Genomic DNA, 25,230 nt, shown 5'->3' on the forward strand with positions numbered 1-25,230 from the left:
TGTATTTTTTTATGGGAGAATCTAAAATAACCTGCCCAAGTTGCGGAACAACTTTCAATGCAGAAGAAGCAATTGCCAAAGGCCTGGAAGAAAAACTAACCAAAGAGTTTCAAGAAAAAAATAAGAAAATTGCTGAGCAATATGAGCAGCGCAATCAAGATATAGCTAAGAAACAAGCTGAATTGGAAAGTCTCAAAAAAGATTTTGAAAGCAAACAAGAAAAAGCAAGAGAAGAGTATCAGCAAAAATTGAAAGAAGACCGTGAAAAAATTCTTTCTGAAGCAAAACTGAAAGCTGAAAAGGATGTTGCTGATAGTGTTGGGTTAAAGTTGAAAGAATTAGAAGAATCTCTTGATAAAAAACAAAAAGAAAATCTTGCACTACAAAAAAAAGAAATTGAATTTCTGAAAAAAGAGCAGGAATTAAAAGACATCAAAGAACAGATGAATATTGAGCTTCAGAAAAAAATTCTGGAAGTTAAAAAACAAAGTGAAGAAGAAGTTTCAAGGCGTGAGGCTGAAAAATTTGCCATGCGTGAGCAAGAGTGGAAAAAGCAGATGGAAGATCAGAAAAAGCTCAATGAAGAAATGAAACGAAAAATGGAGCAAGGATCCATGCAATTACAAGGTGAAGTACAGGAATTATTCATTGAAGAGGAATTGAAATCAACTTTCCCTTTTGATCAAATTGAAGAAGTTTCAAAGGGAGCAAGAGGAGCTGACTGTGTTCAAACTGTGCGCAACAACTTGATGCAGGATTGTGGAAAAATTATTTACGAATCAAAACGCACCAAAGCTTTTTCACAGGAATGGATTGGAAAACTAAAAGATGACATGCGTGCAAGCGGTGCTGAAATTGCTGTGCTAATTACTGAAACATTGCCCAAAGATCAAAAAAATTTCTCCTTGATACATGGTGTTTGGGTATGCTCATTTTCTGAATTTAAAGCATTAGCTGCAGTGTTGAGAGATGCATTGATCAGATTAAAACTTGCAACTGATTCAAATGAGAACAAAGGAGAAAAAATGCAGATGCTTTATACTTATTTAACCGGAACAGAATTCAGACAGCAACTTGAAGCAATAGTTGAAGGTTTTTCATCTCTGCAGTCAGAATTGGCAAAAGAGAAAAAAGCCATGCAGGCAATTTGGAAACGCAGAGAAAAACAAATTGAAAAAGTAATTGAAAACACCCTGGCGCTTTACGGTTCTGTGAAAGGTATTGCCGGAGCCTCAGTGCAAGATATCAAGGCGTTGGAACTTGATGATACCGCTATGCTTGATGAGCCGGATGACACCGATAGTTAACTCGGAAGACTTCCAAAATAAAGTCCAAAAAGCACTACAGAAAAAATAAAAGCCACCAAATAAAAGATAGCCATTACGCAACCTTTCGTAGCCTGACTGTTTTGAATGTTATCAGTCATTTTTGAAACGGATGGACGGTCTTTTAAATACATGATATCAACGGTTTCTTTCTCATCTAATACCATTAGCCAATATAATTTAGTCTAAAAAGAGCATAATAAATATTTGAAGGAACAAATTTTCTTTACTGTTTTTGTTGTAATTATTCTCCTCACAACCTTGGCTAAGTGTTTGCCCAATTGATCGATGGTATTAAAGGATTTGCAAACGAACTCTTGTTTGAGTTGCCACCAAATTTTCTCGGCGGGGTTTAGTTCTGGACTATAAGGCGGCAGAAAAATTAAAATGATATTCTCGGGTATGATTAGTTTCTTTGCCTTATGGAAGGCTCCGTTGTCAAGCACGATTAGTTTAAGTTCTTTTGGATTCTGCTTTGATAATTCTTGAATAAAATATTGAAAGCAATCTGTATTACAATAAGGCAGTTCCAACAAAAAGCTATCTCCATTTATTGGTGAGAATGCTCCATATAGGTATGTGTTTTCGAATTTGTGTTGATAAGTACAAACGGGTTTTACCCCCTTTGCTGTTAGAACCCGCCCTGTTCTTGTGAGTAGTCCAAATCGACTCTCATCCAGCAATAAATATTAATGCTTTTATAGCATCCCAATAGTGGTTTTACTTTGTCTTTACAGATTCGTTTGAAGTTTTTTAAAAGTAGCAACCGCTTCTTTATCCTTTTAATATGACTCTTGCGGGGTACTTTTAACGATGCGCCAAAGTGCCTTTTAACATAATGACGCAAGCTGTTGTAATTAACTCCTTTAATAAAATTATTTTCCACCCACGCATGTAATTGTTTGTAGCTTGAAAATGCGGCATCCTCTGAACAAAGCTTCAATTTAATTTTCTTATGCACAGACTTACTTATTATGGAGGGCTTAAATCCAATTCTACCATCCTTTAATAATTCGGATATACCGCCCTTTTGATATTTAGTCCGCCATGTCTGAATACTGTTGTGATTTACACCTATCAGTTCCGCTAATTCATTCTTGCCTAATGCTCGATCAGAACGCTTGATCTCAATAAGCATTTTTATTTTCGGACCGTGGTGGTCTGCAGATTTTTTAAGAGACTTCTTAAGTCCTTAAGCGATTCTTTCACCGTAATAGAGAGTGCATTTGCCATACCTCAAATATATAGCATATATACATTAGTCTAATATAGTTCAAGAAAAGATATTGACAATTTACTTGTTAATATCAGACTATTCTATAATAGCTAATGGTATAATTTTCCAATGTCAAGTCGGTTTACAATTACTTTATCAGCACCTTGATGCGCACTGCCATGCTGATCTTGATATGAGTAATTGAATTTCACCATGGGGTTATTGTTAATTGTTACGTTGGTGTCTGAATAAGACAAAAGTTTAGCTGGGGTGCAAATTCCTTTGAATAGTAATTCGGTATCTTGTTTACTCTGACCACCTGAAATTGATTTGCTCACCACCCTGAATATTACGTAAATCATACCCAGCGTACCGGCCAGTATGATACCCATCATAGGCATGGCGCTGTTATAAATAAATAGATGATCAATCTTTGACCAATCTTGATGCATCGCTTCAAAAGTGGAGGTATACAAATACCAAATAAAAAAAGCAAATCCTCCAATAAGAATCAGTGATGTGAGATAAAAAATTTTTCCCGGCTTGGTTTGCATGCCTGCTAGAACTGCTCTGTAAGCACCATCCGGAGTTGTTTGTAAAAGGATGTCAACCGAGTTGCCTTCTTCAAACCGAAATGAATCAGCTTGAGAATCTTTAAACATAAATTCCTGGGTAATGGTTGATTTGGATAAATTTTCAAATTCAACTTTAATTTTTTTCATCTGCATGTTACCCGGACCGTATAGCTCTGATTTTAAAATACGCCCTCGTACCGGTTGACCCTCGTCTTTTCTCAGCAATTCTTTAGAACGCCTGATATATTTAAGTACGGTGACTCTGAAAATTTGAATAAACCAAAACAATAAAAAACCCGTGAGTACGGCAATTGAAGCTAAAGTTGAGGTTGTCATAAGAAATGCAATTTTGTCAAATGTAACATTCCCAATTGAGATGAACCGGCTGATGCCTAAAAATGCTTACCTTTATAGCTTGTTTCACTATTAAAAACGATATGCCACGAATTCTGATTATTGATGACGAAAGAAGTATTCGCAAAACATTGCAAGAAATTCTTGAATTTGAAAAATATGAAGTTGATGCGGTTGAAGATGGAATTGCCGGTGTCAACGAAGCAAAATCCGGAAATTACGATGTCATTTTTTGCGATATAAAAATGCCTCAGATGGATGGAATGGAAGTGCTGACCAAATTAAAAAATGACGGACTTGAAACTCCTATTGTCATGATTTCAGGGCATGGTAATATTGAGACCGCTGTTGAAGCTATTAAAAACGGAGCCTATGATTTCATTGAAAAGCCACTTGATCTGAATCGTATTTTGGTAACTATCAAAAATGCATTAGATCGTCGTGAATTGATTGAAGAGACAAAAGTGCTGCGCACCCAAATTAAAAAACAAGCAGCTAATTCCAATATCATTGGTGAATCAACCCCCATTTTGGCTATTCGTGAAATGATTACCAAGGTTGCTCCATCTGATGCCAGAGTGATGATTACCGGACCAAATGGCTCAGGAAAAGAATTGGTGGCGCGTCAACTGCATGAACAAAGTAATCGCAAAAAAGCACCGTTTATTGAAGTGAATTGCGCTGCTATCCCTTCTGAACTTATTGAATCTGAATTGTTCGGTCATGAAAAGGGTGCATTTACATCTGCCGTAAAAACTAAACAAGGTAAATTTGAATTGGCTGATGGCGGAACTTTGTTCTTGGATGAAATAGGTGATATGAGTGCATCTGCGCAGGCAAAAGTTTTGCGCGCCCTGCAAGAAAACAGAATTACGCGCGTTGGCGGTGAAAAAGATATCAAGGTGAATCCTCGGGTAGTTGCTGCAACCAATAAAGATCTCAGACAAATGATTGCTGAAGGTAAATTTCGTGAAGATTTATATCACCGTCTCAGTGTTATTGTCATTGAAGTTCCGTCTTTGAATGAGAGACGCGATGACATTCCGCTTTTAGCAAATCATTTTATTGATGCCCTCTGCAAAGAGCATGGCATGCCTGCAAAAAAATTCACTGATTCAGCGTTGAAAGAATTGCAAAAAGTTGATTGGACTGGTAATATCCGTGAGCTAAGAAATATTGTTGAACGTTTGATTATTCTTTGTGGAAACTCAATTAGCGACAAAGATGTAAAAACATTTGTACCTTCCAAATAAATCAGATGCTGGAATTTTCAGGGAATAAATTAAGTGATCAATCTCTCCATGAATTATTCAAGGTGATTGATTTTGCTATTCGTGAAGATATTGGTGAAGGCGATCACACTTCACTTGCAACAATACCTGCTGATGTAAAAAATTCTGCACGCTTATTAGTGAAAGATTTTGGTGTACTTGCCGGTGTTGAGTTGGCTGAACTTATTTTTAAAAGAATTGATCCTGATATGCAATTTGCGCAGCACATTCGTGACGGTGAAAAAGTTGAACCCGGACAAGTTGCTTTTGAAATTTCAGGATCGTCTCGGTCAATTTTATCTGCTGAAAGATTAGTCCTTAATTTTATGCAACGCATGAGTGGTATTGCAACTAAAACCAGTCATCTTGCCGAATTAATTCAGCACACCAAAACTAAACTTTTAGATACCCGAAAAACAACGCCCTGTGTCAGAATGATGGAGAAATGGGCTGTACTTATTGGTGGTGGAAATAATCATCGGTTTGCTCTGTATGATATGATTATGATAAAAGATAATCACGTGGATTATGCCGGTGGAATAAAAAATGCCATTTTGAGAACCACTGAATATCTCCAACAAAACAACAAAAATCTGAAAATAGAAATTGAAGTGCGTAACATGCGAGAGTTGCATGAAGTGCTTCAAACAGGTAAAGTAAACCGCATCATGTTGGATAATTTTTCTCCACATCATTTAAAAGATGCATTGGCAATAATTGACCGCAAAATGTATGAAACCGAAGCCTCAGGAAAAATCAACGAAAATAATATCGTAGCCTACGCTGAAACAGGCGTTGATTTTATTTCTTCAGGCGCCATTACTCATTCTTACCAGAGTTTGGATTTGAGTTTGAAGGCGTGATTATTCATTGTCGCAGATCCGTCTGAAATTGTCTCGGAAAATTTTTATTAGATCAAGCAATTTTTTTTGCCTTTGTCACTTTCTGATTAAGTAATGCAATATTCAACACTTCTTGCATAGTACTCACGTAGTGAAACGAAAGGCCTTTCAGGTAACCGGCTTCAATGTCAGCCACATCTTTTTTGTTTTTGTCGCAGAGAATAATTTCTTTGATGTTAGCTCGTTTGGCGGCAAGAATTTTTTCTTTGATGCCACCCACCGGAAGTACCGAACCACGCAGCGTAATTTCACCTGTCATGGCAAGATATTTTTTTACTTTGCGTTGTGTGAAAGCGGATGCTATTGAGGTAAGCATAGTTATTCCTGCTGAGGGGCCATCTTTAGGTGTTGCTCCTTCAGGCACGTGGATGTGCACATCATATTTGTCAAATACCTCAGGATCCAAATCAAAATCTTCAGCATTTGCTTTCAGATATTGATGCGCAAGCACGGCAGATTCTTTCATCACATCACCCAAATTTCCGGTAAGGGTTAATTTTCCTTTTCCTTTGGACAAACTGGTTTCAATGTATAGAATATCACCACCAACTTGTGTCCATGCCAAACCGGTTACTACGCCCGCAAATTCATTACCTATGTATTTGTCTTTACTGTGGGCAGGTCCCAAAATTTTTTGCAAATCAGCAACAGCAATTCGTGCGGTGAATTTTTCATCCATGGCAATTTGTTTTGCACGATGACGCACCAATTTTGCTATGCGCTTCTCTAAGCCTCTAACACCTGATTCTGCAGTGTAATCTTCAATGATTTTTTCAATCAATTGATCACTTAAATTAATGTCTTTTGTTTTAATTCCATGTGCTTCTATTTGCTTTGGAAGCAAGTGTCTTTTTGCAATTTCAATTTTTTCTTCCACTGTGTATCCGTTAACTTCAATTATTTCCATGCGGTCGCGCAGTGGTCCTTGAATGCCTGATAAATTGTTTGCCGTTGCAATGAAGAGTACTTTAGAGAGATCATAATCTAATTCAACAAAATTGTCATTGAAGGCAAAATTTTGTTCCGGGTCAAGTACCTCAAGTAAAGCTGAAGAAGGATCTCCATGTGAGTCACGTCCTATTTTGTCAATTTCATCCAACACAAAAACCGGATTAGAAGTTCCTGATTTGCGAATGTTCTGTAATATTCTGCCCGGCATGGCACCAATATAAGTTCTGCGGTGACCTCTGATTTCAGCTTCATCATGCAAACCGCCTAAAGACATACGCACATATTTTCTACCCAATGCTTCAGCTACTGATTTTCCAAGAGATGTTTTACCAACTCCCGGAGGTCCGTAAAGACAAAGAATCGGTGATTTCATGTCTCCTTTTAATTTGAGCACGGCCAGGTACTCCAAAATTCTTTCTTTTACTTTTTCCAATCCGAAATGATCTCTGTTAAGCACAAACTCTGCATGTTTCAAATCAAAATTATCGGTTGAATAATCTTGCCAAGGCAATTCAAGGAGCATGTCAATATAATTCAACTGCACAGAAAATTCAGCACCCTGTGGATTCATCCGACTGAGTTTGGTAATTTCTTTTTTGAAAGCAGCCGCTACTTTTTCATTCCACTTTTTATTTGCCGCCCGTTTTTCAAATTCTTTTATTTCTGCTTCAACCGGATTTCCTCCCAATTCATCTTGAATGGTGCGCATTTGCTGATTCAAAAAATATTCTCGTTGCTGCCGGTCAATATCCATTTTTACTTTAGACTGAATTTCATTTTTCATGCTCAGCATTTTCAGCTCGTATGATAACAATTCAAGTACTGCTTCAATCCGTTTTGAAATATTATTGATCTCTAGTAAATTTTGTTTTTTATCTAATTCACTACCCAAATTGGATGCTATAAAATTTACAAGAAAGGTAGGACTTTCAATGTTTTTAATTGCAAATGTTGCTTCTGATGGAATATTAGGTGAATCTTTAATGATGCGAATAGCCATGTCTTTCATGGATGAAACCAACGCAACATTTTTGTCTGATTTCAAATCTAATTTCTCATCTTGTATTGCACTAACTTGAGCTTTGAAGTAAGGAACTTCTTGCACAAAATTCTGTACATTGAATCTGCGTTTACCCTGAATAATAATGGTTGTGCTGCCATCAGGCATTTTTAATTTTCTGATGATGCGCGCAACTGTACCCACTCGGTTTAAATCTTGAATGCCCGGATCTTCAATGGTACTTTTAACCTGAGCAATCACCCCAATGACACGTGTTGTTGAGAACGCATCTTCAATTAATTTAATGGACTTGTCTCTTCCAATGGTAATCGGAATCACCACACCGGGAAAAAGTACATTGTTGCGCAATGGCAGAATGGGCAGAATTTCAGGCACATCTTCTGCATTCATTTTGTTCTCTTCTTCTTCTGAGATCAAAGGAATGAATTCAGGTTCGTGATCTATCATGGTATGTAAGTCAATAAAGTCAGGTTCAAATAATTCAGACATAAATTCAGTTTTGCGGTCAGTTTGTCATTTTGCGTATGCGGTCAGTCAGCCTTTTTGCATAAAAATGATATCTTTTCAAGCGGGCTTCTTAATAGACAATCACTGTGCCATTTTATGCACGTGTTCCAGTATTTTTTTATCTGCATCAGAGAGATTGATACTTCTGCGCGCCATCATATTTTGTGCAATTTCAAAAGCTTTGTCTAATCTGAATTTCTCAGATTTTTCAGTGGCACCCCAGGTAAAAGAAGGAATGTATTTTGCCGGAAAACCTGCTCCAAAAATATTTGCACTAACGCCACACACGGTGCCGGTGTTCAGCATGGTGTTGATTCCGGTTTTACAATGGTCGCCCATAATCAATCCACAAAACGTAATTTCTGTTTGTTCTGATTTTTTCGTTTCGTATGAATAGATTTTCAGTTTCCCATAAGTATTCATCAGGTTGGATGAGTTGGTATCTGCACCAAAATTGCACCATTCTCCAATGTACGAATTACCAATAAATCCATCATGCCCTTTGTTAGAGTAGGCTTGAAAAATGCAGTTTGATATTTCACCTCCCACTTTGCATTCCTGACCAATGGTGGTGGGGCCATAAATTTTTGCGCCCATTTTAACGGTTGCATGCTCACCTAATGCAAATGGGCCGCGTATAATTGCACCTTCCATAATTTCTGCGTCTTTACCAATATAAACAGGACCGGTTTCAGCGTTGATGGTTGCAAATTTTAGTTTTGCCCCTTTTTCAATGAAGATATTTTTTCCAATTATTCGGTTAGTATTATCCGTTTTTGCTGATTTTCTGCCTTTGGTGAGTAAATGATAATCTAGCGCAATGGCTTGTTCATTTTTTTGAAACAAATCCCATGGGTGTTGAATGGCTAATAGATCTTTTTTTATTTTATGAATTTGCTTTGATGTCTTTGCGCTGTGGCTTGCAATCCATAGTTTATTTACAAATAATGATTCTCCTTTTTTAAGTGATTTAACCCAGCGCACCAGTTCTGTATCAGGTTTGATATTGCCGGCAATCAACAAATCGTATTTTATTATTGAAGGAAATTTTTCTTGCAGGTAAGGTTCAGTTTCATAACCCGGTTCATTTGATTTCAGATGTTTTAACCAAGATTGAGCCAAGGTTAAAATTCCAAATCGCAATTCGGCCACCGGTCTTGTCAGCGTTAAAGGCGCCAACCTGAGATGAAGTTGATTATCTGAAAAAACTATGCGCATACAAGTAGATGTGATGAATTCAAATGTAACCCAAAATAATCAGTCTTTGACCTGATTGGAATTGAAGCCTGAAAAATTTGATTTTTTGATGACTATGACAGATGATATGTAGGCGAAGGGTAAAAAAAAAGCCCCAACTAGTGAGGCTTTTAGTGAGCATTTGCATGCTTATTTCTTTTTCATGTTAGCACCGTAACGATTTTTGAACTTATCAATACGTCCTGCAGTGTCTACATATTGCATTTTTCCTGTAAAGAATGGGTGAGAAAGAGAACTGATATCCAATTTTACTACCGGATACTCATTGCCATCTTCCCATGCAATGGTTTCTTTAGTTGGTGCACAAGAACGTCCAAGCCAAGCTCCTTCATTGGTCATGTCTTTAAAGATAACCGTTCTGTATTCTTCTGGGTGAATTCCTTTTTTCATCGCTAATCCTATTAATATTCTACAACTAAACCCGTTTTGATTTTTTAGCAAACGGAGTGCAAAGATAAGGGATTTTTTTTATTTTCAACAAAAACTTTAGCCTCTGCAATAAAAAAAGCCAAATTACGTAGTACTTTTGATGCATTCAGCTATGTTTAAAAAGTTAATTTTCTTTGGTTTTATTCTGCTTGTTGCCTTGTTTTCAGGGTGCAAAAAAGATAAAATATTCAGTAAAGATCATCTTGATTTTTCTAAAGATACCGTTTTGTTTGATACTGTTTTCACTACGGTTGGCTCAACTACCAAGTCGTTTAGGATTTATAACAACAACAATGCAAAAATTCTGGTAGAAGAAATTGAATTGATGGGTGGGGAAAATTCTCCATTCAGAATAAATATTGACGGCGTATCCGGGTTGAGTTTTGAAGATGTCATTATTCCCCGTAATGATTCACTTTTTGTATTCGTTGAAGTGACGCTTGAAGTGAATAATACAACCAATCCGCTGGTCATTTCTGATTCAATTCGTTTCAGAACCAATGGGCTTGATCAATATGTTTTTTTAGATGTTTGGGGACAAGATGCCTATTTTCATGTGAACGAAATTGTGAGCGGCACATGGGCTAATGATAAACCTCACGTAATTTATGGCATTGCGGCTGTTGGTTACCCGGGGCTTGATTCTAACCTCACCCTTACTATTCCGCAGGGTACTGAGGTTTATTGTCATAAAGATGCCATGTTGCTTGTTTACAAAAGTAAACTTGAAATTCAGGGTCAATATCAGAATGAAGTAATTTTTCAGGGTGATCGGTTGGAAAGTTTTTATGATGACAAACCGGGACAATGGTGGGGTATAAGATTAATTGAAGCGCAACAGTCAACGATTGATTATGCCATTATTAAAAATGGTTCAATCGGAGTGCAGGTTGATACTACACAAGATCCATTGACGCTATCTCTTGAAAATACCATTATCACTAATTCTGATTTCTTCAATTTATACCTCGTGGCAGGTGCACATGTAATGGCAGAGAACTGCATTTTTGGTGATGCCGGATTATATTCAGCTTTTTTCTTCGCCGGTGGAGAGTATCAGTTTAAAAATTGTCATTTTGCAAATTATTGGAATGGCAGCAGAGGAGGTCCTGCATTCGCATTAAAAAATTGGTATGAAACAGATGATGCAACCTATGTTCGTGATGTGCTCAATTCACGTTTTGACAATTGTATAATTTATGGCACAGCAGAAAACGAACTAGAGATTGATACCATTCCCGGTGCGGTATACGACTGCATATTCAATCATAATTTAATCAGAAGAAAAGATACCTATACATACAGTAATTATTTATCAGTTCAATGGAATCTTGATCCACAATTTCTTGATCCTTCAAATGGTGATTTACACATTTCATCGTCCTCACCTGCCAATAACGCAGGAGACCCGGCTTTTGCCACCTTGTTGGATATTGAAGGGGTGGCACGTAATCTATCAACACCGGATTTAGGTGTTTATGAATTGCCTTAATATTTTCTGAAATTTTGCGTGTTTTATTTTTTGTTAGCGGGTAGGTATTGTTTTTTATCAACCAAGCCATTCTTTCCAAAATCTTTTAAAATCAACGTCGCTTCACCAATCAACATAATTATTGCTGAAAATGGTGATGAAAATTAATATTTACTTAAAATGCACTCCATCTCTAAGTCGTATTTTTGGAACAAGTTCAGGTGTGATATCCTACAGAGCAAGCATGTGATTAAGATTTAATTTTCAATCATCAGAAAAAATCTTACACAAATAATAAGTTGATTAAATAACTCGTGCTTGTATCGAAACCGCGCCTGTGCATTCAAATAATTTGCTGACAGTTCTCTCTCTGTACAAAACAACTTTCAGTTTAAATTTTTCGTCGTGTTTATGTCTGGTATGTATCAAAATGTAAACTTTTTCATGCGTTTATTTTTATTTATATCGCTCTTTTGTGGAATGCAAACGGCGCACACGCAAACTATTTTTAGTGAGCCTTTTGATGAGGCCAATGGATCAATGACAGGTAATGATAACACTGGCGGTGTAGCCTGGTCATCTACTTGTTCTGCTTGTCTTTCCGGTGACCATTATGAAGTACAGTCAGGTCAGTTAGAAGGACAAGACACCAACGGTCCTGCGGTATGGCAAACCGGTGCAATAGATATTTCTACTTGCAGTTATATTGAAATTGCATTTGATATTACCAGTGTTGGAACAATGGAAGCATGCGGTACAGGTTGCAATGCAGTTGATTGGGTAATGCTTGAATACAATATTGATGGATCAGGTTGGCAAACTCCTGATAATTCTTTCTTATGCAGCGGTGCCTGCGCAGATGTGAATGTAGTGCAGGCAGATGATGTTACCGGTGGCACAATAACTTATTCAACAGGATGCATGAATGGCGGAAATTCAGTTCAAATCAGAATTACAGTGCAAACCTGGGCAGCTGATGAATACTGGAGAATTGATAATGTTACCCTATCTTGTTCTTCCGGTCCTGATGCTGATGCTGGTGATGATATTTCTATTTGCAATGGATCATCTGTCACGTTAAATGGCAGCGGAACAGGTACTCCTGATTGGTCACCTTCTTCAGGTTTAAATTTTACCGATATTTTTAATCCTGTGGCAAGTCCTTCCTCAACCACTACATATACATTAACCGTAACATCAGGCGCATGTTCTGCAACAGATGATGTGCTGGTAAATATTATACCTGTTAATCCAATTTCCATCACACCAGATGAAACAATTTGTGCCGGTGATTGCTCTAACCTTACAGTGTCTGGTGCTGATTATTACGCATGGGATGCTAACGCAGACATGACTGATTTGACTCAAGCCAATCAAACTGTTTGTCCTGCATCAACAACAACCTATCAGGTGACTGCATTTACAGCAGGAACTAATATCATTGTGAACGGTGATTTTGAAGCAGGTAATACCGGTTTTAATTCCTCTTACACATTTACTAATCCAGCTAATTTTGGTGAAGCAGAATATAATGTGATACCTAATCCACAAACCTATAACGGAGGTTTTTCACCTTGTACTGATCATACAACCGGCGCCGGAAATATGCTAGTCGTAAATGGATCTGCTGTTGTTGGTTCAACTGTTTGGTGTCAGGATGTTGCCGTTCAACCCAACACAGATTATTTGTTTAGCGCATGGCTCACATCTGTGCATCCGGTGAATCCGGCTGAGTTGCAATTTACTATTAATGGAATTCCAATTGGAGCTGGTCTTACTGCCAATTCAACAACATGTGATTGGCAACAATTTTTCAGCACATGGAATTCAGGTGCCAACACCACAGTAACTATTTGTATCACCAATTTGAATACAAATGTGATGGGAAATGATTTTGCGCTGGATGATATTAGTTTTACCCCGGTGTGTGAGCAAACCGAATCTGTTACCATCACGGTAACAAGTTCTCCGGTGGTGAATGCGGAGTCAGATGTTGAAGCATGTGATGGAGAAATTGTTTCTGTGAATTCACTCAGTTCTACACCCGGTGGAGCAACAATGACGTGGACAAATTCACAAACAAGTATTGGTCTGGCAGCTTCAGGAAGTGGTAATATTCCTTCGTTTACGGCAACAAATTCCGGTAGCTCACCTGTCACCGCTACTATCACGGTTACTGCAACTGCAGGATCATGCACTAGTCCAGATGAAGTTTTTACAATTACGGTGAATCCAACTCCATCAGTGAATGCAGGAACTGACCAAACTGTATGTGAAGGAGATTTGGTTACGCTCACTGCTTCAAATCCAGATGGTGCAACATTGACTTGGGATAATGGCATTACTGATAACGTTGCATTTATTCCCGCAGTGGGAACCACAACATACAACGTGACAGCGACATTTACTTCAACCGGATGTGATGCAACTGATGCGGTGAACGTTACCGTGTCAGCAATGCCAAATGTAGTGATCAATCCTGCCGGGCCATTCAATACAATGTCTGGTGTACAAAACATCACGGCATCACCGGCTGGTGGTACGTGGAGTGCTGATTGTGGTGCATGTATCAATGCAACTACCGGTGCATTTAATCCAGCAGTTGCAGGCACCGGAACATGGGAAATTTGTTACACTGCCGGTACTGCACCTTGTATTGATTCTGATTGTATCAATATCGTGGTTACAAATGATTGTGCTTTGAGTGCAACCATCTTGTCAAACAATCCAACTTGTTTTCAATTTAATGATGGTTCAGTATCTATTAATGTGAGTGGAGCATCAGGTACTGCAGATTATATAATTACCAATTCTTCAGGCACAGTTGTAAATACCGGTAATTCCAATGCAGCAAATAATCTTGTTGAAGGTTGGTATTACTTTGAAGTGACAGATGATTTGGGTTGTGTTTTAATTGATTCTGTTGAAATAATTCATCCTGAACAAATGGTTATTCAAATGAATATTGTTCAACCTGCGTGTTATGGTATTGCAAGTGGGGCGGTATATATTGATACAATATTAAATTATACAGGCGCTTATAATCAGGTTGGATATTTCTGGAATCCAAACCCGTCAGGTACCAATGGAATTGGAGCAGACACGCTTGAAAATTTGGGCGAAGGACAATACAATTTAGTGATCAATGATCAAAATGGTTGTTCTGTTTCTCTTGATTTTGATATTGTATTTCCTGATTCACTTTACCTTGTTGAATTTGGATATGAGCCTGCATATTGTAGGATTTTTTGGTATCAATCAGGCAATGGAGTTGTTTATGCTTCAGCATCAGGCGGAACTCCTGACTATGAATATTTGTGGACCAATCTTGAAACCGGGGTTAACGCTTCTAGTTCAACCTGGGGCGGATTAAATCCGGGCACATATCAGATTACAGTTACTGATGAGAACGGATGTGTTTTGCAACAAAATATTGAAGTTGATTCTTTGAGTCCTGTGGCTGATTTTGATCTTACTTCGCCTCAATTATCGGGACTTTTTGAAGGCAATGCCATTGTGACTGTTCATCTTGAAAATCAATCTTACAATTATTCAAATCCCATTGATCCATTCACAGATACAACATTTTTCTGGCATTTTGGTTTCGAAGGTGATCCTTGGGTTTTGAGTACCAATGTCAACGAAACTTTTGACATCAGTTATACTCAGGCCGGTGTGTATGAAATATGTCTTGCAGCATACAATAATAATGGATGTGCAGACACCTCGTGCATGACCATCACAGTATATGATGCTTTTACATTCACGCCGGTAAATATTTTTACTCCGGATGGTGACGGTGCAAATGATGTATTCACGTTTAATGATTTGGCAAAATCAGTTGAGTTATTTACTTGCGTTATTGTTGATCGCTGGGGTGTAGTTATGTATGAGATGAGTTCAATTGCTGATGAATGGGATGGCACAGATAAGCAAGGAAACAAATGCAGTGATGGAGTTTATTTTTATACCTATGAATTAGTTTCCTTCAATGGCATTGAACAAAGTGGTCAGGGCACAATTCAATTGATTGGGGAAAAATAAATTCCGACGAGTAGGCGCAGGTCGTGACCTGCGCCAATGTTTGAACGTGACCTGCGCCAATGTTTGAACGTGACCTGCGCCAATGTTTGAACGTGTCCTGCGCCAATGTTTGAACGTGACCTGCACCAATGTTTGAAAGTGACCTGCGCAAAGTTTGAACGTAACCTGCACCAATGCACGGATACGATCTGCGTCTACTAATAATTTCAACAGAATTTTTCTTCTACAACCTAAATTTCACTAGAAATTAATCTTCGGTTGTTTGAATGATGAACAAGAAATTTTTTTTGATTACTGAACAGTGACAGTTTGTGAGGCAGTTCCAACGTCGCCCATCCAGCTGAATTTGCTGTATGCTTCCAATGTGACCGTATAAGTGCCGGGAATGGTAAAGATTACTTTTATTTGCTGATCAGACCACGCCTGCGTATTTTCAGGTGCGCCGGTTGGACCCACCATAGTCCAAAGATAACTTAAAGCTCGTTTTGAGCAGGATGTGAATACTACCTCCTGACCGGTGCTGACACTCGTTTGACCATTGTCAATACAAGCTTCAGGCGGTTTTGAGCAGGCTGTAAATATCAGCACGACAAAAATGAAAAAGCAGTTTTTCTTGAACACCCGGTTTAAATTTGGTACGAATTTACGAAAGCAAATTTCACACCAATTAACGATTTACAAAAATTTTGGTTGGCGGTTGAGAATAAAAACGTCAATGATGGCAGTTAGTTTTGCGGCAAGTTCCCGCCAGTGGGTCAAATTATTTTTTTTCTGAACATCCCTTGCATTGTAGCCTATGGCATCTATACCGTGACATCTTGCGATAAAAACAGCGCGCTGATTGTGAAATTCTTGACTCACAATTATTAACGAAGTACAATGGAAAACTTTTTTGGCTCTGACAACTGAATCTAACGTTCTGAATCCTGCATAATCTCTGATAATATTTGAATCAGGTACACCTAAAGAAATCAGATATTCGGCCATGTCTGTTGTCTCATCATAAGATTGAATATGATTATCACCGCTGACAATGATCTTTTTTACTTTTCTTGAAAAATAAAGTTCAGCTGCGGCTTCCATTCTGTACTTAAAATAAGGGTTCAATCCAACCTTACCGTTCTTGGCAGCACCCAGTACAAGTGCATATTCACGTGTTGGAATTTCTTCAATATCATGGTAGAGATAGGATGAGGTTGTATAGATGATGAGCATGGAACTGCATAGTCCCCAGAAAATAAATCCAAGAAATAATGCAGAAAAATTCATAATAATTCTGTAAATTACATTTTGTGCAAGCATAAATCAATTTGTTTTCCAGGCTGAAAAGTGCAATGAATAGGTGAGTTAACCAAATAATATCCACCGTTCTTGTATGGTTAATTATTGTTCGCAGTAAGTGAATAATTATTCGCAGTGTATGGCTTCAAAGCCTATGTATTGTAAGTTTTAGTGATTGTGGCAAACATTTTGTAAAAGGATACGTAACCAACTGTAACGCGTGCGTTATATAGAAGCAAAGAAAGTAAAACCAACCAAAGAATTATGCCAGTAAACCCCATTTATCATCACACGCCCGACCGCCTGATGCAGGAGTTGGAGTGGATAAAGCGAGCCAAGGAGGACCCGAGGAGTTTTGAGCCGCTTTATAACAAATACTATGAGCAAATTTTCAGGTACATCTATCAACGTATGGACGACAAAGAACTTGCTCACGATATCACAAGTCAGGTTTTTTTGAAGGCATTGAATAATTTACCCCGGTATGAATATCGCGGTGTGCCTTTTGCCAGCTGGTTGTATCGTATTGCCAAAAGTGAGTTGTATCAATCGTTTCGAGATGAGAAGGCAACTCGCACCATTCACGTAGATTCTTCCAATCTTTCTGAAATTATTGAAGAATTGGAAGAAGATTTTTCTGATGAAAAACGTACCGTGCTGCTCAAAGCAATTGCAGAACTTGGAGAAGAGGATGTGCAGATGATTGAAATGCGTTATTTTGAGAAAAGATCTTTCAAAGAAATTGGTGAGATACTTGAAATCACAGAGAACAACGCTAAGGTAAAAGCACATCGCATTGTGCAAAAAATGAAAACCTTATTTAGTAAAATAGGATATGAACTAAGCCTTGATGAGGTGCCGTTAAAACAAACAAAAAAACGCAACGCATAAAGGAAAATATTATTCAGGATTACGTATGAAAAATTCAAAAATCATAGTTGACAGACCTCCACTGGACGCCAAAGAAATACAAGCCGGAATGAATTTCGGACAACTCATGGCATCCTATCAGGTTATGTCTAAACCATTCTATAAAACCAAATGGTTTTTTGGTACTGCAGGTATGGCTTCCATCGGCTTATTAGTCGGTGGAAGCATTGTTTTAAATCAAGACGATCAGCCCGATTCCGTGCTTTCCCAAAATCCGGTTTCAGCTCAGGTAGTCGATGATGAACCTGATATCACGCCACCCAATACTCAATCATTGATTGCCCTCAACATTCCGGGATCTGATCAAAAAGAGTCAAAGGAAACTTATTACATCGATCAACAAAAAAATAAAGAGGATGATAAAAAAAATACATTGTTAGTTAACCAGACAAATGGTAATTCAGAATTAGAAGAGATGGAAGTTGAGAAGGCTAAGGTTGTTGAAGATACTCCGGATGAAAGCAAAGAAAAAAAATCAAGCTTTGACCCGATGGATCTCACGCCACGAATTGCCGGTAAAATGAACGGTGAAATTACCCGTGATGATCTTTTTGATAATAAAGGACTCACCACCAATGCAGATGTAAGTATCATTCACTTTGAACTTCACCTCATTGATGGGTTAGGTGGTAAAGTTTTTGAAGAAGAGAGCAATCAACTGAATCAGCAAATGAAAGCAGCACTTCAAAATGTAGAGAAGGGTGAGACCATTTATTTCGAAAATATCCGGGGTAAAACTTCAGATGGTCATGTTGTGAGATTGAATCCTCTAAGATATGTGTTGCTCAACTAAATAGATTTAGTATGTAATCTATGGTTTTAGAATGAGTTGACTTATCAACAAATAATCATTAAGTTTTCACGAAATCTTGTAAAACAACCCATCCATCTCGTACATTTGACGTCATGATGGATGAATATGTGGTTGGATAAAAAAATTGCAATTTTGGTTGTGGGTATGCTGTCGTTGGGAAATTTCTCCCTTGCACAACCAACAAATTTTACTACTTCAGATTATTGGAAACATCAACGCAAAGAAATTTTCTTTGGAGTTGGTGCCAGTAATTTTTTGAGTGATCTGGGCGGTTTGAACCGGATTGGTACTGACTATTCTCCTGTTGATATGGAATGGTCGGTGACACGTCCTTCAGGTCACTTTGGATTCAGATACCGTTTTCGCCCTTGGCTTGCTACTTCTTCTATTCTTCAATATGGCATTTTAAAGGCTGATGATGCTTTAACTAATGAGCCTTACAGGCATTACCGTAATCTCAAAGTTCGAACCCATCTTTTTGAATTTTCTCAGCATCTTGAATGCATTATTTTTAATAGTGAACATTTTGGAAAACGATATAAAATTGCCGGATTGAAAGGAATGCGGAATAAAAACACGCTGATTTATCTGATTTCCGGTTTTTCTGTCATTGGCTATATTCCTCAAGGCCCCGGTGATGGTGGATGGACAAATTTAAGACCTTTGAATACTGAGGGTCAGGGATTGCCAAACGGACCTACTCCTTACAAATTTATCACTTATGGAATTCCTTTTGGTATTGGTTGCAAATTAGGCATTGACGCACTTTGGCGTATTTCTTTTGAACTAACTTATACAAAAACATTTACTGATTATCTGGACGATGTAAGTTCAGTGTATTACAATAATTCTCTTATTGACAGTGCTTACGGTTCAACGGCATCGTATTTTGCTGATCCTTCATCAGGAGAATTTTCAAATTGGACTAATCCCGGTGAAATGAGGGGTGATTCAAAACAAAAGGATGCGTATATGTTTTTCAATATTTCTTTCATTCGCAACGTCACCTACAAACGTTCTAAAAAACTGAAGTTTCAGTATCGCCCAAGGTTTTAAATCAGGTTGACTGCGTTAATAACTTTAGACCTATTTTTATATCTTATCTGAAAAGTCAAATTGCTTGTATTAATTTTGTACAACCTTAGCTCAGTGCTTAAGTCATGTACAAAATTTTTATCAGACCCATCTTATTTCTTTTCTCAGCAGAAAAAGCGCATCATTTTACTTTTCGTATGCTGAGGTGGTCTGCAAAAATTCCGGGTATCAAAGCATTACGCCGAGCTCAATTTGATTTCCACAATCCCCAACTAGAGAAAGAAGTTTTTGGATTGAAATTTAAAAATCCTGTTGGTCTTGCTGCAGGGTTTGATAAGAATGCGATTTTGTTGAATGAATTGGAAGATTTTGGTTTTGGTTTTATTGAAATTGGAACCGTTACGCCAAAGCCGCAGCCCGGTAATCCTAAACCTCGCTTGTTCAGGTTAGTAAAAGATGAGGCTATCATTAACCGCATGGGTTTTAATAATGACGGTGCTGATGTAATTGCAGATCGCCTATCAAAAAGAAGATCAAAAATTCTCATCGGTGGCAATATTGGCAAAAATACAGCTACCGGAGACGACGGCGCAAAACAAGATTATATGTATGACTTCTCAGCACTGCATCCGTATGTTGATTATTTTGTGGTGAATGTGAGTTGTCCCAATGTCGGAAGTTTGGCAAAATTGCAGAACAAAGATTTTTTAGTTGATCTCTTGAATTCGCTCAAAAAGAAAAATGAAGAACTCGGAAAACAAAAACCTATTCTGCTTAAAATAGCACCAGACTTGAATAGCATTCAACTGGATGAAGTAATTGAAATTATACGTGAAACAAAAATTGCCGGTGTTGTTGCAACTAATACCAGCACATCACGTGAAGGGCTGAATACTTCTCAAGAAAAAGTGAGTGAAATTGGCAATGGAGGATTATCAGGCAAACCGGTGAAGCAGCGCAGCACTGAAGTAATTCGGTATCTTTCAGAAAAATCAAACAAAGCATTTCCAATTATTGGTGTTGGCGGTATTCATTCGCCGACTGATGCTATTGAGAAAATGCGCGCCGGGGCTGATCTAGTGCAGATTTATACAGGATTTATTTACGAGGGACCATCTATCATTAAAAAAATAAACAAAGCCTTGCTGCATGAAAAACACTGAAGTAAAATTGGTTGAGTGTCCGCGTGATGCCATGCAGGGTTTACATGATTATATTCCTGCAGAGATAAAAATTGAGTACATCACGCAGTTACTTAAAGTAGGATTTGATACCTTGGATTTTGGAAGTTTTGTTTCACCAAAAGCTATTCCGCAAATGCGCGATACCGCTGAGGTAACTGAGGCTATTGATTTGAGTAATACCAAAACAAAATTGTTAGCCATTGTGGCAAATCAGCGCGGGGCAGAATCTGCAGTGGAATACAGTAAAATTTCTTATCTCGGTTTTCCGTTTTCAATTTCTGAAACTTTTCAGCAGCGCAATACAAATTCGTCCATTGAAACTTCTTTACAAACTGTAAAAGACATTCAGAAAATTTGTGCTGATGCCAATAAAAAATTAGTGGTATATATTTCAATGGCATTTGGTAATCCATATGGTGATGCATGGAATACAGGTATTGCTAAAGATTGGTGCAGAAAATTATTTGAACAAACCGGTGCAGATATATTGGCTTTGTCTGACACTATTGGTGTTTCAAATCCGCAAAATATTCGTGAATTATTTTCTGATTTGATTCCGGCTTTACCGCAAGTTGAATTTGGAGCACATCTTCACTCAACACCTGAAACAGTAATTGAAAAGGTAGAAGCTGCATATCAATCAGGTTGCCGCAGGTTTGATGGTGCAATAAAAGGATTTGGCGGCTGCCCAATGGCAAAAGATGATCTCACGGGCAATATGCCTACTGAATTAATGGTTCAATGGTTTAACCAAAATAATATTGGTATAAATATTGATGAACAAGAGTTTCAAAAATCAATAACAAAAGCAATTGAAGTTTTTCCTAAATAATATCTTATGATGAAAAAGTATGTACTCGCCCTGTGTATGGGTTCTTTATTGACAAATGTTCAAGCCGGTGAAATTGATAAAGCGGTTGATCCGTTTTCAACAGTTGTAATCACCGGAAATTTTGTGATCACCATGATTGAATCAACTGAAGAAAAAGTTCATGTTGTCAATAATGATGAAAATGTCACAGATGATAAAATCCTAATTACTACAGAAGGCAGTACACTTGATATTAAAATCAAAGGAGATACCTACAAGCAACGGGATATTGAAATGACCATTTATTACAAAAAAGTGAATCAAATTGATGCTAAAAGAGGTGCACGAGTGACTGTGAGTAATCCTTTGAAAGGAGATGTAATTACCTTTACTTGTTCTATGGGTGGCCAGGTGCGCGCTGAAATTGAAGCAGGCACAGCCAAATTAAAAATATCCAATGATGGTTTAATTGATGTAAAAGGAACAGCAACCATGGCTGAAATGGAAGTAAGCACCGGAGGTACACTCAACGCAGGATCACTGGTAACAGAATCAGCCAGTGCAAAAGTTACCGCAGGTGGTTCAATCAAAGTAAATGCATCTAAAAAACTTTCGGTATCTGTAACTTCAGGTGGTAACATCACTTATAAAGGCAACCCTGAAACGTACGAAGAAACCACTAAACTGGGCGGTACCATCACACGCGAACAATGAAGTTTTTTGCTATTGGTTTGATTTATTTTTCATGCTTTGCACTGGTTTCATGTGGTGCAAATAATGAAAATTCGTCAGAAAATTTTGTTAGTGATACCACTGTTATTACTGACGCTTATCCTGTTTTAGAAGATGAGGTAATTCCCATCATGGAGCATTTGCAAATGTGTACCACATCTGATACCATTTTGCATTTACCACCGTGTAGCAATAAATATTTTAGAGTATTTAAAAATCGTCCGGACAGAAACTGGTCAGAGGGCTTTATTGTTGAAATGATTCCCGGTCTGTTCAATGCCCCGGTGCATCAAGTGGTGATTGTTGAAGGGTATTTTGGAAAATATCAAATCATCAACCAGTACTTTGGTCATCTGATTGAAATGCGCACTTCACCTTCAGGTTGTAATGATTTGCTGATTGGTTATGATGATCCTGATCTTGGAATTGTTGCTATCCGTCATGAATGGTTGGGGCAGAAATATGATATTGTAGATGTAGAGGACATCAATGGACACAGGGTATTGCCTCAGTTTAAAGATTCAGTGAATGCTATTTTTCTTCCAGCATTTGCGGCAGGTCACTGAGCATGTTCTGAAATAAGCACAACAAAATACTCCAACTCTCACCAGACTTTTTATTTTTGTTCTCAGAATAAATATCATGAGAACTTTTTTTATTGCCTGCTTCATTAACGTTTCAGCATTCGGTCAGACTCAAATGGAATTGATTTTTCCGGAAGCAATTTTATCTGACATTGAAACTGAAATTGAAATTAATTCCATGGGAGATTCTATTCCTGCATCACTTTCAGTGAACGGAATTGAAACACCGGTGATCATTGATGCTGAGCGAATGTACTTTATTCACCAATTTGAATTTGGTGAAAAATTAAGTATTGCTAATTATGAAATCGTGGGCGAACAGCCTTCGGTAATTCCTTTGTGGACATCTGTTTTGCCTCCGCTCATTGCTATTTTATTTGCCTTGATTTTTAAAGAAGTTATTTTTTCCATGATCTCCGGAATTTTTCTGGGTGGAGCAATCATGGGATTTTTTGCGGAAGGATTCACCGGAATTTTCACCGGATTTTTAAAAGTAATTGATACATATATTTTAAATTCCATGAATGATGCCAGTCACTTGAGTGTGGTACTTTTTTCAATTGTGATTGGAGGTGTTGTAGCAATTATTTCACGTAACGGAGGCATGCATGGTATTGTGAATATCATTGTGAAATTTGCAAGCAATGCCCGTAACGGACAATTGGCTGCATATTTTTTAGGTATTGCCATTTTCTTTGATGATTATGCAAATACGTTGGTTGTTGGAAATACCATGCGCCCAATTACCGATCGTCTGAAAATTTCACGAGAAAAATTATCATACATTGTGGATGCAACGGCTGCGCCGGTTTCAGCTATTGCATTTGTAACAACGTGGATTGGAGCAGAGCTTGGTTATATTTCAAAAGGTGTTGAAGGAATTAATGCCACCGGTGGTGAACAAATTAATGAAGGTGTCTATTCTATTTTTTTAAATAGTTTACCTTATGCATTTTATCCCATTCTTACAATTTTTTTCATGGGATATCTGATTTGGCGTCAGCGTGATTTTGGTTCCATGTTGAAAGCTGAACGCAGAGCAAGACAAGGTGAAGTAGTGAATCCTGAAGTGAATGACGCTGACTTGTCTGAAATGAAAGATATGGAGCCTGTGAAAGGTATTCGCTATCGCGCATTCAACGCGGTAATTCCGGTTGCAGTGATTGTACTTGGCACCATGGTAGGCTTGGTTTACACAGGATTTAATTCTCTGCAATCACAATTACTTGAACTTAGTCCTGCTGCTGAAATTCATGGTTGGGGAGATGTATGGAACAATATGCATTTATTGGATAATACCGTGAACGGTTTCACCAGAAGATTGGGAACACTTATTGGTGCATCAGATTCTTATTCGGCTTTGTTGTGGGCATCCTTGTGTGCTCTTTTTGTTGCTATGGCGCTCACCATTTCACAACGCATCATGTCATTACAAAAAACTATGGAAACTGCTATTTCAGGTTTCAAAACCATGTTACCTGCCTTGTTGATTTTGATTCTGGCATGGTCACTTGCTTTAGTAACTGATGACATGCACACGGCCGATTATCTGACCGGTTTGATGAGTGGAAATATTGCACCATGGCTGATACCTGCGTTCACTTTTGTTCTGTCTGCTGTGGTTGCTTTTTCAACCGGATCATCTTGGTCAACCATGGCGTTGGTTTATCCTTTGATTATTCCTGCAACATGGGCAATTTGTCTTGCGCCTGATTCAGGTATAGATGCTGCTGCGGCCATGCCAATTTTTTATAGTACCGTGAGTACCGTTTTAGCCGGAGCTGTTTTGGGTGATCATTGTTCACCAATTTCTGATACTACTATTCTTTCATCACTCGCAAGCGGATGCAACCACATTGACCATGTTCGTACGCAAATGCCGTATGCTTTGACTGTTGGCGGAATTTCATTAGTGTGTGGTTCATTGTTGACTGCACTGGGCATTAATCCATGGATAGGTATGTTACTCGGGGCTATTGTTTGTGTACTGATTGTTGAGTTCATCGGGAAGAAAAACGACGTGCCGGATGTAAAATCTGATTCAACAAATGCCTAAATTACTAGCCATAGATTACGGCCTCAAGCGCTGTGGAATTGCAGTCACGGACGATTCTCAAATCATTGCATCACCCCTTACAACGGTTGAAACCAAAGTGCTTGAAAAATTTTTGGAGACTTATTTTTTAGCCAATAAAGTTGAGGCAATCATCCTTGGAGAGCCTCGGCGTTTAGACGGAACTGATACTCACAGTTCGGCCGCAGTGCGTGTGTTTAAGGAGAAACTGGAAAAGAAATATCCGAACATGCCAATTCATTTTATAGATGAGCGTTTCACTTCTAAAATGGCATTTCAAAGCATGATAGACAGTGGCATGTCAAAAAAGAAAAGACAAGATAAAAGCATGGTAGATCAAATCAGTGCTGCTATTATTTTGCAATCTTTTATGAGTAGGAATGGGTAGGTGGTGGAGCGTGCTATTTCAATGAGCATTTCGCTGAATGAAACACTAGATCAACTTATTTTGAGCAATAGAAT

Annotated in this window: 22 protein-coding genes; 14 read left to right on the forward strand and 8 right to left on the reverse strand. The window is 38.1% G+C overall.

All coding sequences use genetic code 11. The annotated features are described in order from the left end of the window. Positions 1-11 precede the first annotated feature (11 nt). On the forward strand, positions 12-1,307 hold the full coding sequence (locus tag IPH66_05090) for a DUF2130 domain-containing protein (GenBank protein ID MBK7128727.1): 1,296 nt from the start codon (positions 12-14) through the stop codon (positions 1,305-1,307). A gap of 203 nt (positions 1,308-1,510) precedes the next feature. Here the strand turns inward: IPH66_05090 and IPH66_05095 are convergent, their stop codons facing one another. The 3 genes from IPH66_05095 to IPH66_05105 all read right to left on the reverse strand — a co-directional run bounded on the left by IPH66_05095 (position 1,511) and on the right by IPH66_05105 (position 3,452). Continuing rightward, complete coding sequence (locus tag IPH66_05095; GenBank protein MBK7128728.1) at positions 1,511-2,008, reverse strand: IS630 family transposase; 498 nt, start codon at positions 2,006-2,008, stop codon at positions 1,511-1,513. Beyond that, positions 1,957-2,463, reverse strand: a complete 507-nt coding sequence (locus IPH66_05100; protein ID MBK7128729.1) for a helix-turn-helix domain-containing protein — start codon at positions 2,461-2,463, stop codon at positions 1,957-1,959. Before IPH66_05100 ends, IPH66_05095 begins: the two co-directional genes overlap by 52 nt. A 188-nt stretch (positions 2,464-2,651) precedes the next feature. Then, positions 2,652-3,452 carry a hypothetical protein gene (locus IPH66_05105; protein MBK7128730.1) on the reverse strand — a complete coding sequence of 267 codons (801 nt, stop codon included), beginning with the start codon at positions 3,450-3,452 and terminating at the stop codon, positions 2,652-2,654. 101 nt (positions 3,453-3,553) lie between these two features. Between IPH66_05105 and IPH66_05110 the strand changes: the two genes are divergently transcribed. Together IPH66_05110 and nadC are read left to right on the forward strand one after the other, a co-directional pair. Continuing rightward, entirely contained in the window at positions 3,554-4,723 is a 1,170-nt protein-coding gene (locus IPH66_05110) for a sigma-54-dependent Fis family transcriptional regulator (protein MBK7128731.1), read from the forward strand. A gap of 5 nt (positions 4,724-4,728) precedes the next feature. After that, positions 4,729-5,604 (forward strand): carboxylating nicotinate-nucleotide diphosphorylase, encoded by an 876-nt coding sequence (gene nadC, locus IPH66_05115; GenBank protein MBK7128732.1) that lies wholly within the window; start codon positions 4,729-4,731, stop codon positions 5,602-5,604. Between the two features lie 52 nt (positions 5,605-5,656). Here nadC and lon read toward each other — a convergent pair whose 3' ends face one another. The 3 genes from lon to IPH66_05130 form a co-directional block, all read right to left on the reverse strand. Continuing rightward, complete coding sequence (gene lon / locus IPH66_05120) at positions 5,657-8,104, reverse strand: endopeptidase La (GenBank protein ID MBK7128733.1); 2,448 nt, start codon at positions 8,102-8,104, stop codon at positions 5,657-5,659. 99 nt (positions 8,105-8,203) lie between these two features. Continuing rightward, positions 8,204-9,340: a GlmU family protein gene (locus tag IPH66_05125; protein ID MBK7128734.1), complete on the reverse strand. Its 1,137-nt coding sequence runs from the start codon at positions 9,338-9,340 to the stop codon at positions 8,204-8,206. Positions 9,341-9,508: 168 nt separating this feature from the next. Continuing rightward, positions 9,509-9,769: a type B 50S ribosomal protein L31 gene (locus tag IPH66_05130; GenBank protein ID MBK7128735.1), complete on the reverse strand. Its 261-nt coding sequence runs from the start codon at positions 9,767-9,769 to the stop codon at positions 9,509-9,511. A gap of 151 nt (positions 9,770-9,920) precedes the next feature. Here IPH66_05130 and IPH66_05135 point away from each other — a divergent pair, with 151 nt between their 5' ends. Next, on the forward strand, positions 9,921-11,300 hold the full coding sequence (locus IPH66_05135) for a hypothetical protein (protein ID MBK7128736.1): 1,380 nt from the start codon (positions 9,921-9,923) through the stop codon (positions 11,298-11,300). A gap of 423 nt (positions 11,301-11,723) precedes the next feature. Further along, positions 11,724-15,323, forward strand: a complete 3,600-nt coding sequence (locus IPH66_05140) for a gliding motility-associated C-terminal domain-containing protein (protein MBK7128737.1) — start codon at positions 11,724-11,726, stop codon at positions 15,321-15,323. A gap of 291 nt (positions 15,324-15,614) precedes the next feature. Here the strand turns inward: IPH66_05140 and IPH66_05145 are convergent, their stop codons facing one another. Continuing rightward, complete coding sequence (locus tag IPH66_05145) at positions 15,615-15,911, reverse strand: PKD domain-containing protein (GenBank protein ID MBK7128738.1); 297 nt, start codon at positions 15,909-15,911, stop codon at positions 15,615-15,617. Positions 15,912-15,998: 87 nt separating this feature from the next. Beyond that, entirely contained in the window at positions 15,999-16,625 is a 627-nt protein-coding gene (locus IPH66_05150; protein MBK7128739.1) for a YdcF family protein, read from the reverse strand. 240 nt (positions 16,626-16,865) lie between these two features. On the opposite strand from IPH66_05150, the gene IPH66_05155 reads away from it, so the two are divergent. The 9 genes from IPH66_05155 (at position 16,866) to ruvX (ending at position 25,156) form a co-directional block, all read left to right on the forward strand. After that, the gene (locus tag IPH66_05155) at positions 16,866-17,495 is read left to right on the forward strand and encodes a sigma-70 family RNA polymerase sigma factor (GenBank protein MBK7128740.1); all 630 of its coding nucleotides are present in this window, start codon (positions 16,866-16,868) and stop codon (positions 17,493-17,495) included. A gap of 25 nt (positions 17,496-17,520) precedes the next feature. Next, on the forward strand, positions 17,521-18,327 hold the full coding sequence (locus tag IPH66_05160) for a hypothetical protein (protein MBK7128741.1): 807 nt from the start codon (positions 17,521-17,523) through the stop codon (positions 18,325-18,327). Between the two features lie 120 nt (positions 18,328-18,447). Beyond that, positions 18,448-19,404 carry a hypothetical protein gene (locus IPH66_05165; protein ID MBK7128742.1) on the forward strand — a complete coding sequence of 319 codons (957 nt, stop codon included), beginning with the start codon at positions 18,448-18,450 and terminating at the stop codon, positions 19,402-19,404. Between the two features lie 104 nt (positions 19,405-19,508). Then, entirely contained in the window at positions 19,509-20,546 is a 1,038-nt protein-coding gene (locus IPH66_05170; protein MBK7128743.1) for a quinone-dependent dihydroorotate dehydrogenase, read from the forward strand. Then, on the forward strand, positions 20,533-21,399 hold the full coding sequence (locus tag IPH66_05175; protein MBK7128744.1) for a hydroxymethylglutaryl-CoA lyase: 867 nt from the start codon (positions 20,533-20,535) through the stop codon (positions 21,397-21,399). The genes IPH66_05170 and IPH66_05175 overlap by 14 nt, the downstream gene beginning before the upstream one ends. A 6-nt stretch (positions 21,400-21,405) precedes the next feature. After that, the gene (locus IPH66_05180; protein MBK7128745.1) at positions 21,406-22,092 is read left to right on the forward strand and encodes a DUF2807 domain-containing protein; all 687 of its coding nucleotides are present in this window, start codon (positions 21,406-21,408) and stop codon (positions 22,090-22,092) included. Next, entirely contained in the window at positions 22,089-22,676 is a 588-nt protein-coding gene (locus IPH66_05185; GenBank protein ID MBK7128746.1) for a hypothetical protein, read from the forward strand. The genes IPH66_05180 and IPH66_05185 overlap by 4 nt, the downstream gene beginning before the upstream one ends. Before the next feature lie 76 nt (positions 22,677-22,752). After that, positions 22,753-24,750, forward strand: coding sequence for a Na+/H+ antiporter NhaC family protein (locus IPH66_05190; protein MBK7128747.1), 1,998 nt, complete (start codon positions 22,753-22,755; stop codon positions 24,748-24,750). Further along, the gene (gene ruvX / locus IPH66_05195; protein ID MBK7128748.1) at positions 24,743-25,156 is read left to right on the forward strand and encodes a Holliday junction resolvase RuvX; all 414 of its coding nucleotides are present in this window, start codon (positions 24,743-24,745) and stop codon (positions 25,154-25,156) included. The genes IPH66_05190 and ruvX overlap by 8 nt, the downstream gene beginning before the upstream one ends. Positions 25,157-25,230 lie beyond the last annotated feature (74 nt).

This window comes from Crocinitomicaceae bacterium (assembly GCA_016708105.1).
Taxonomy (GTDB): domain Bacteria; phylum Bacteroidota; class Bacteroidia; order Flavobacteriales_D; family Crocinitomicaceae; genus JADJGJ01.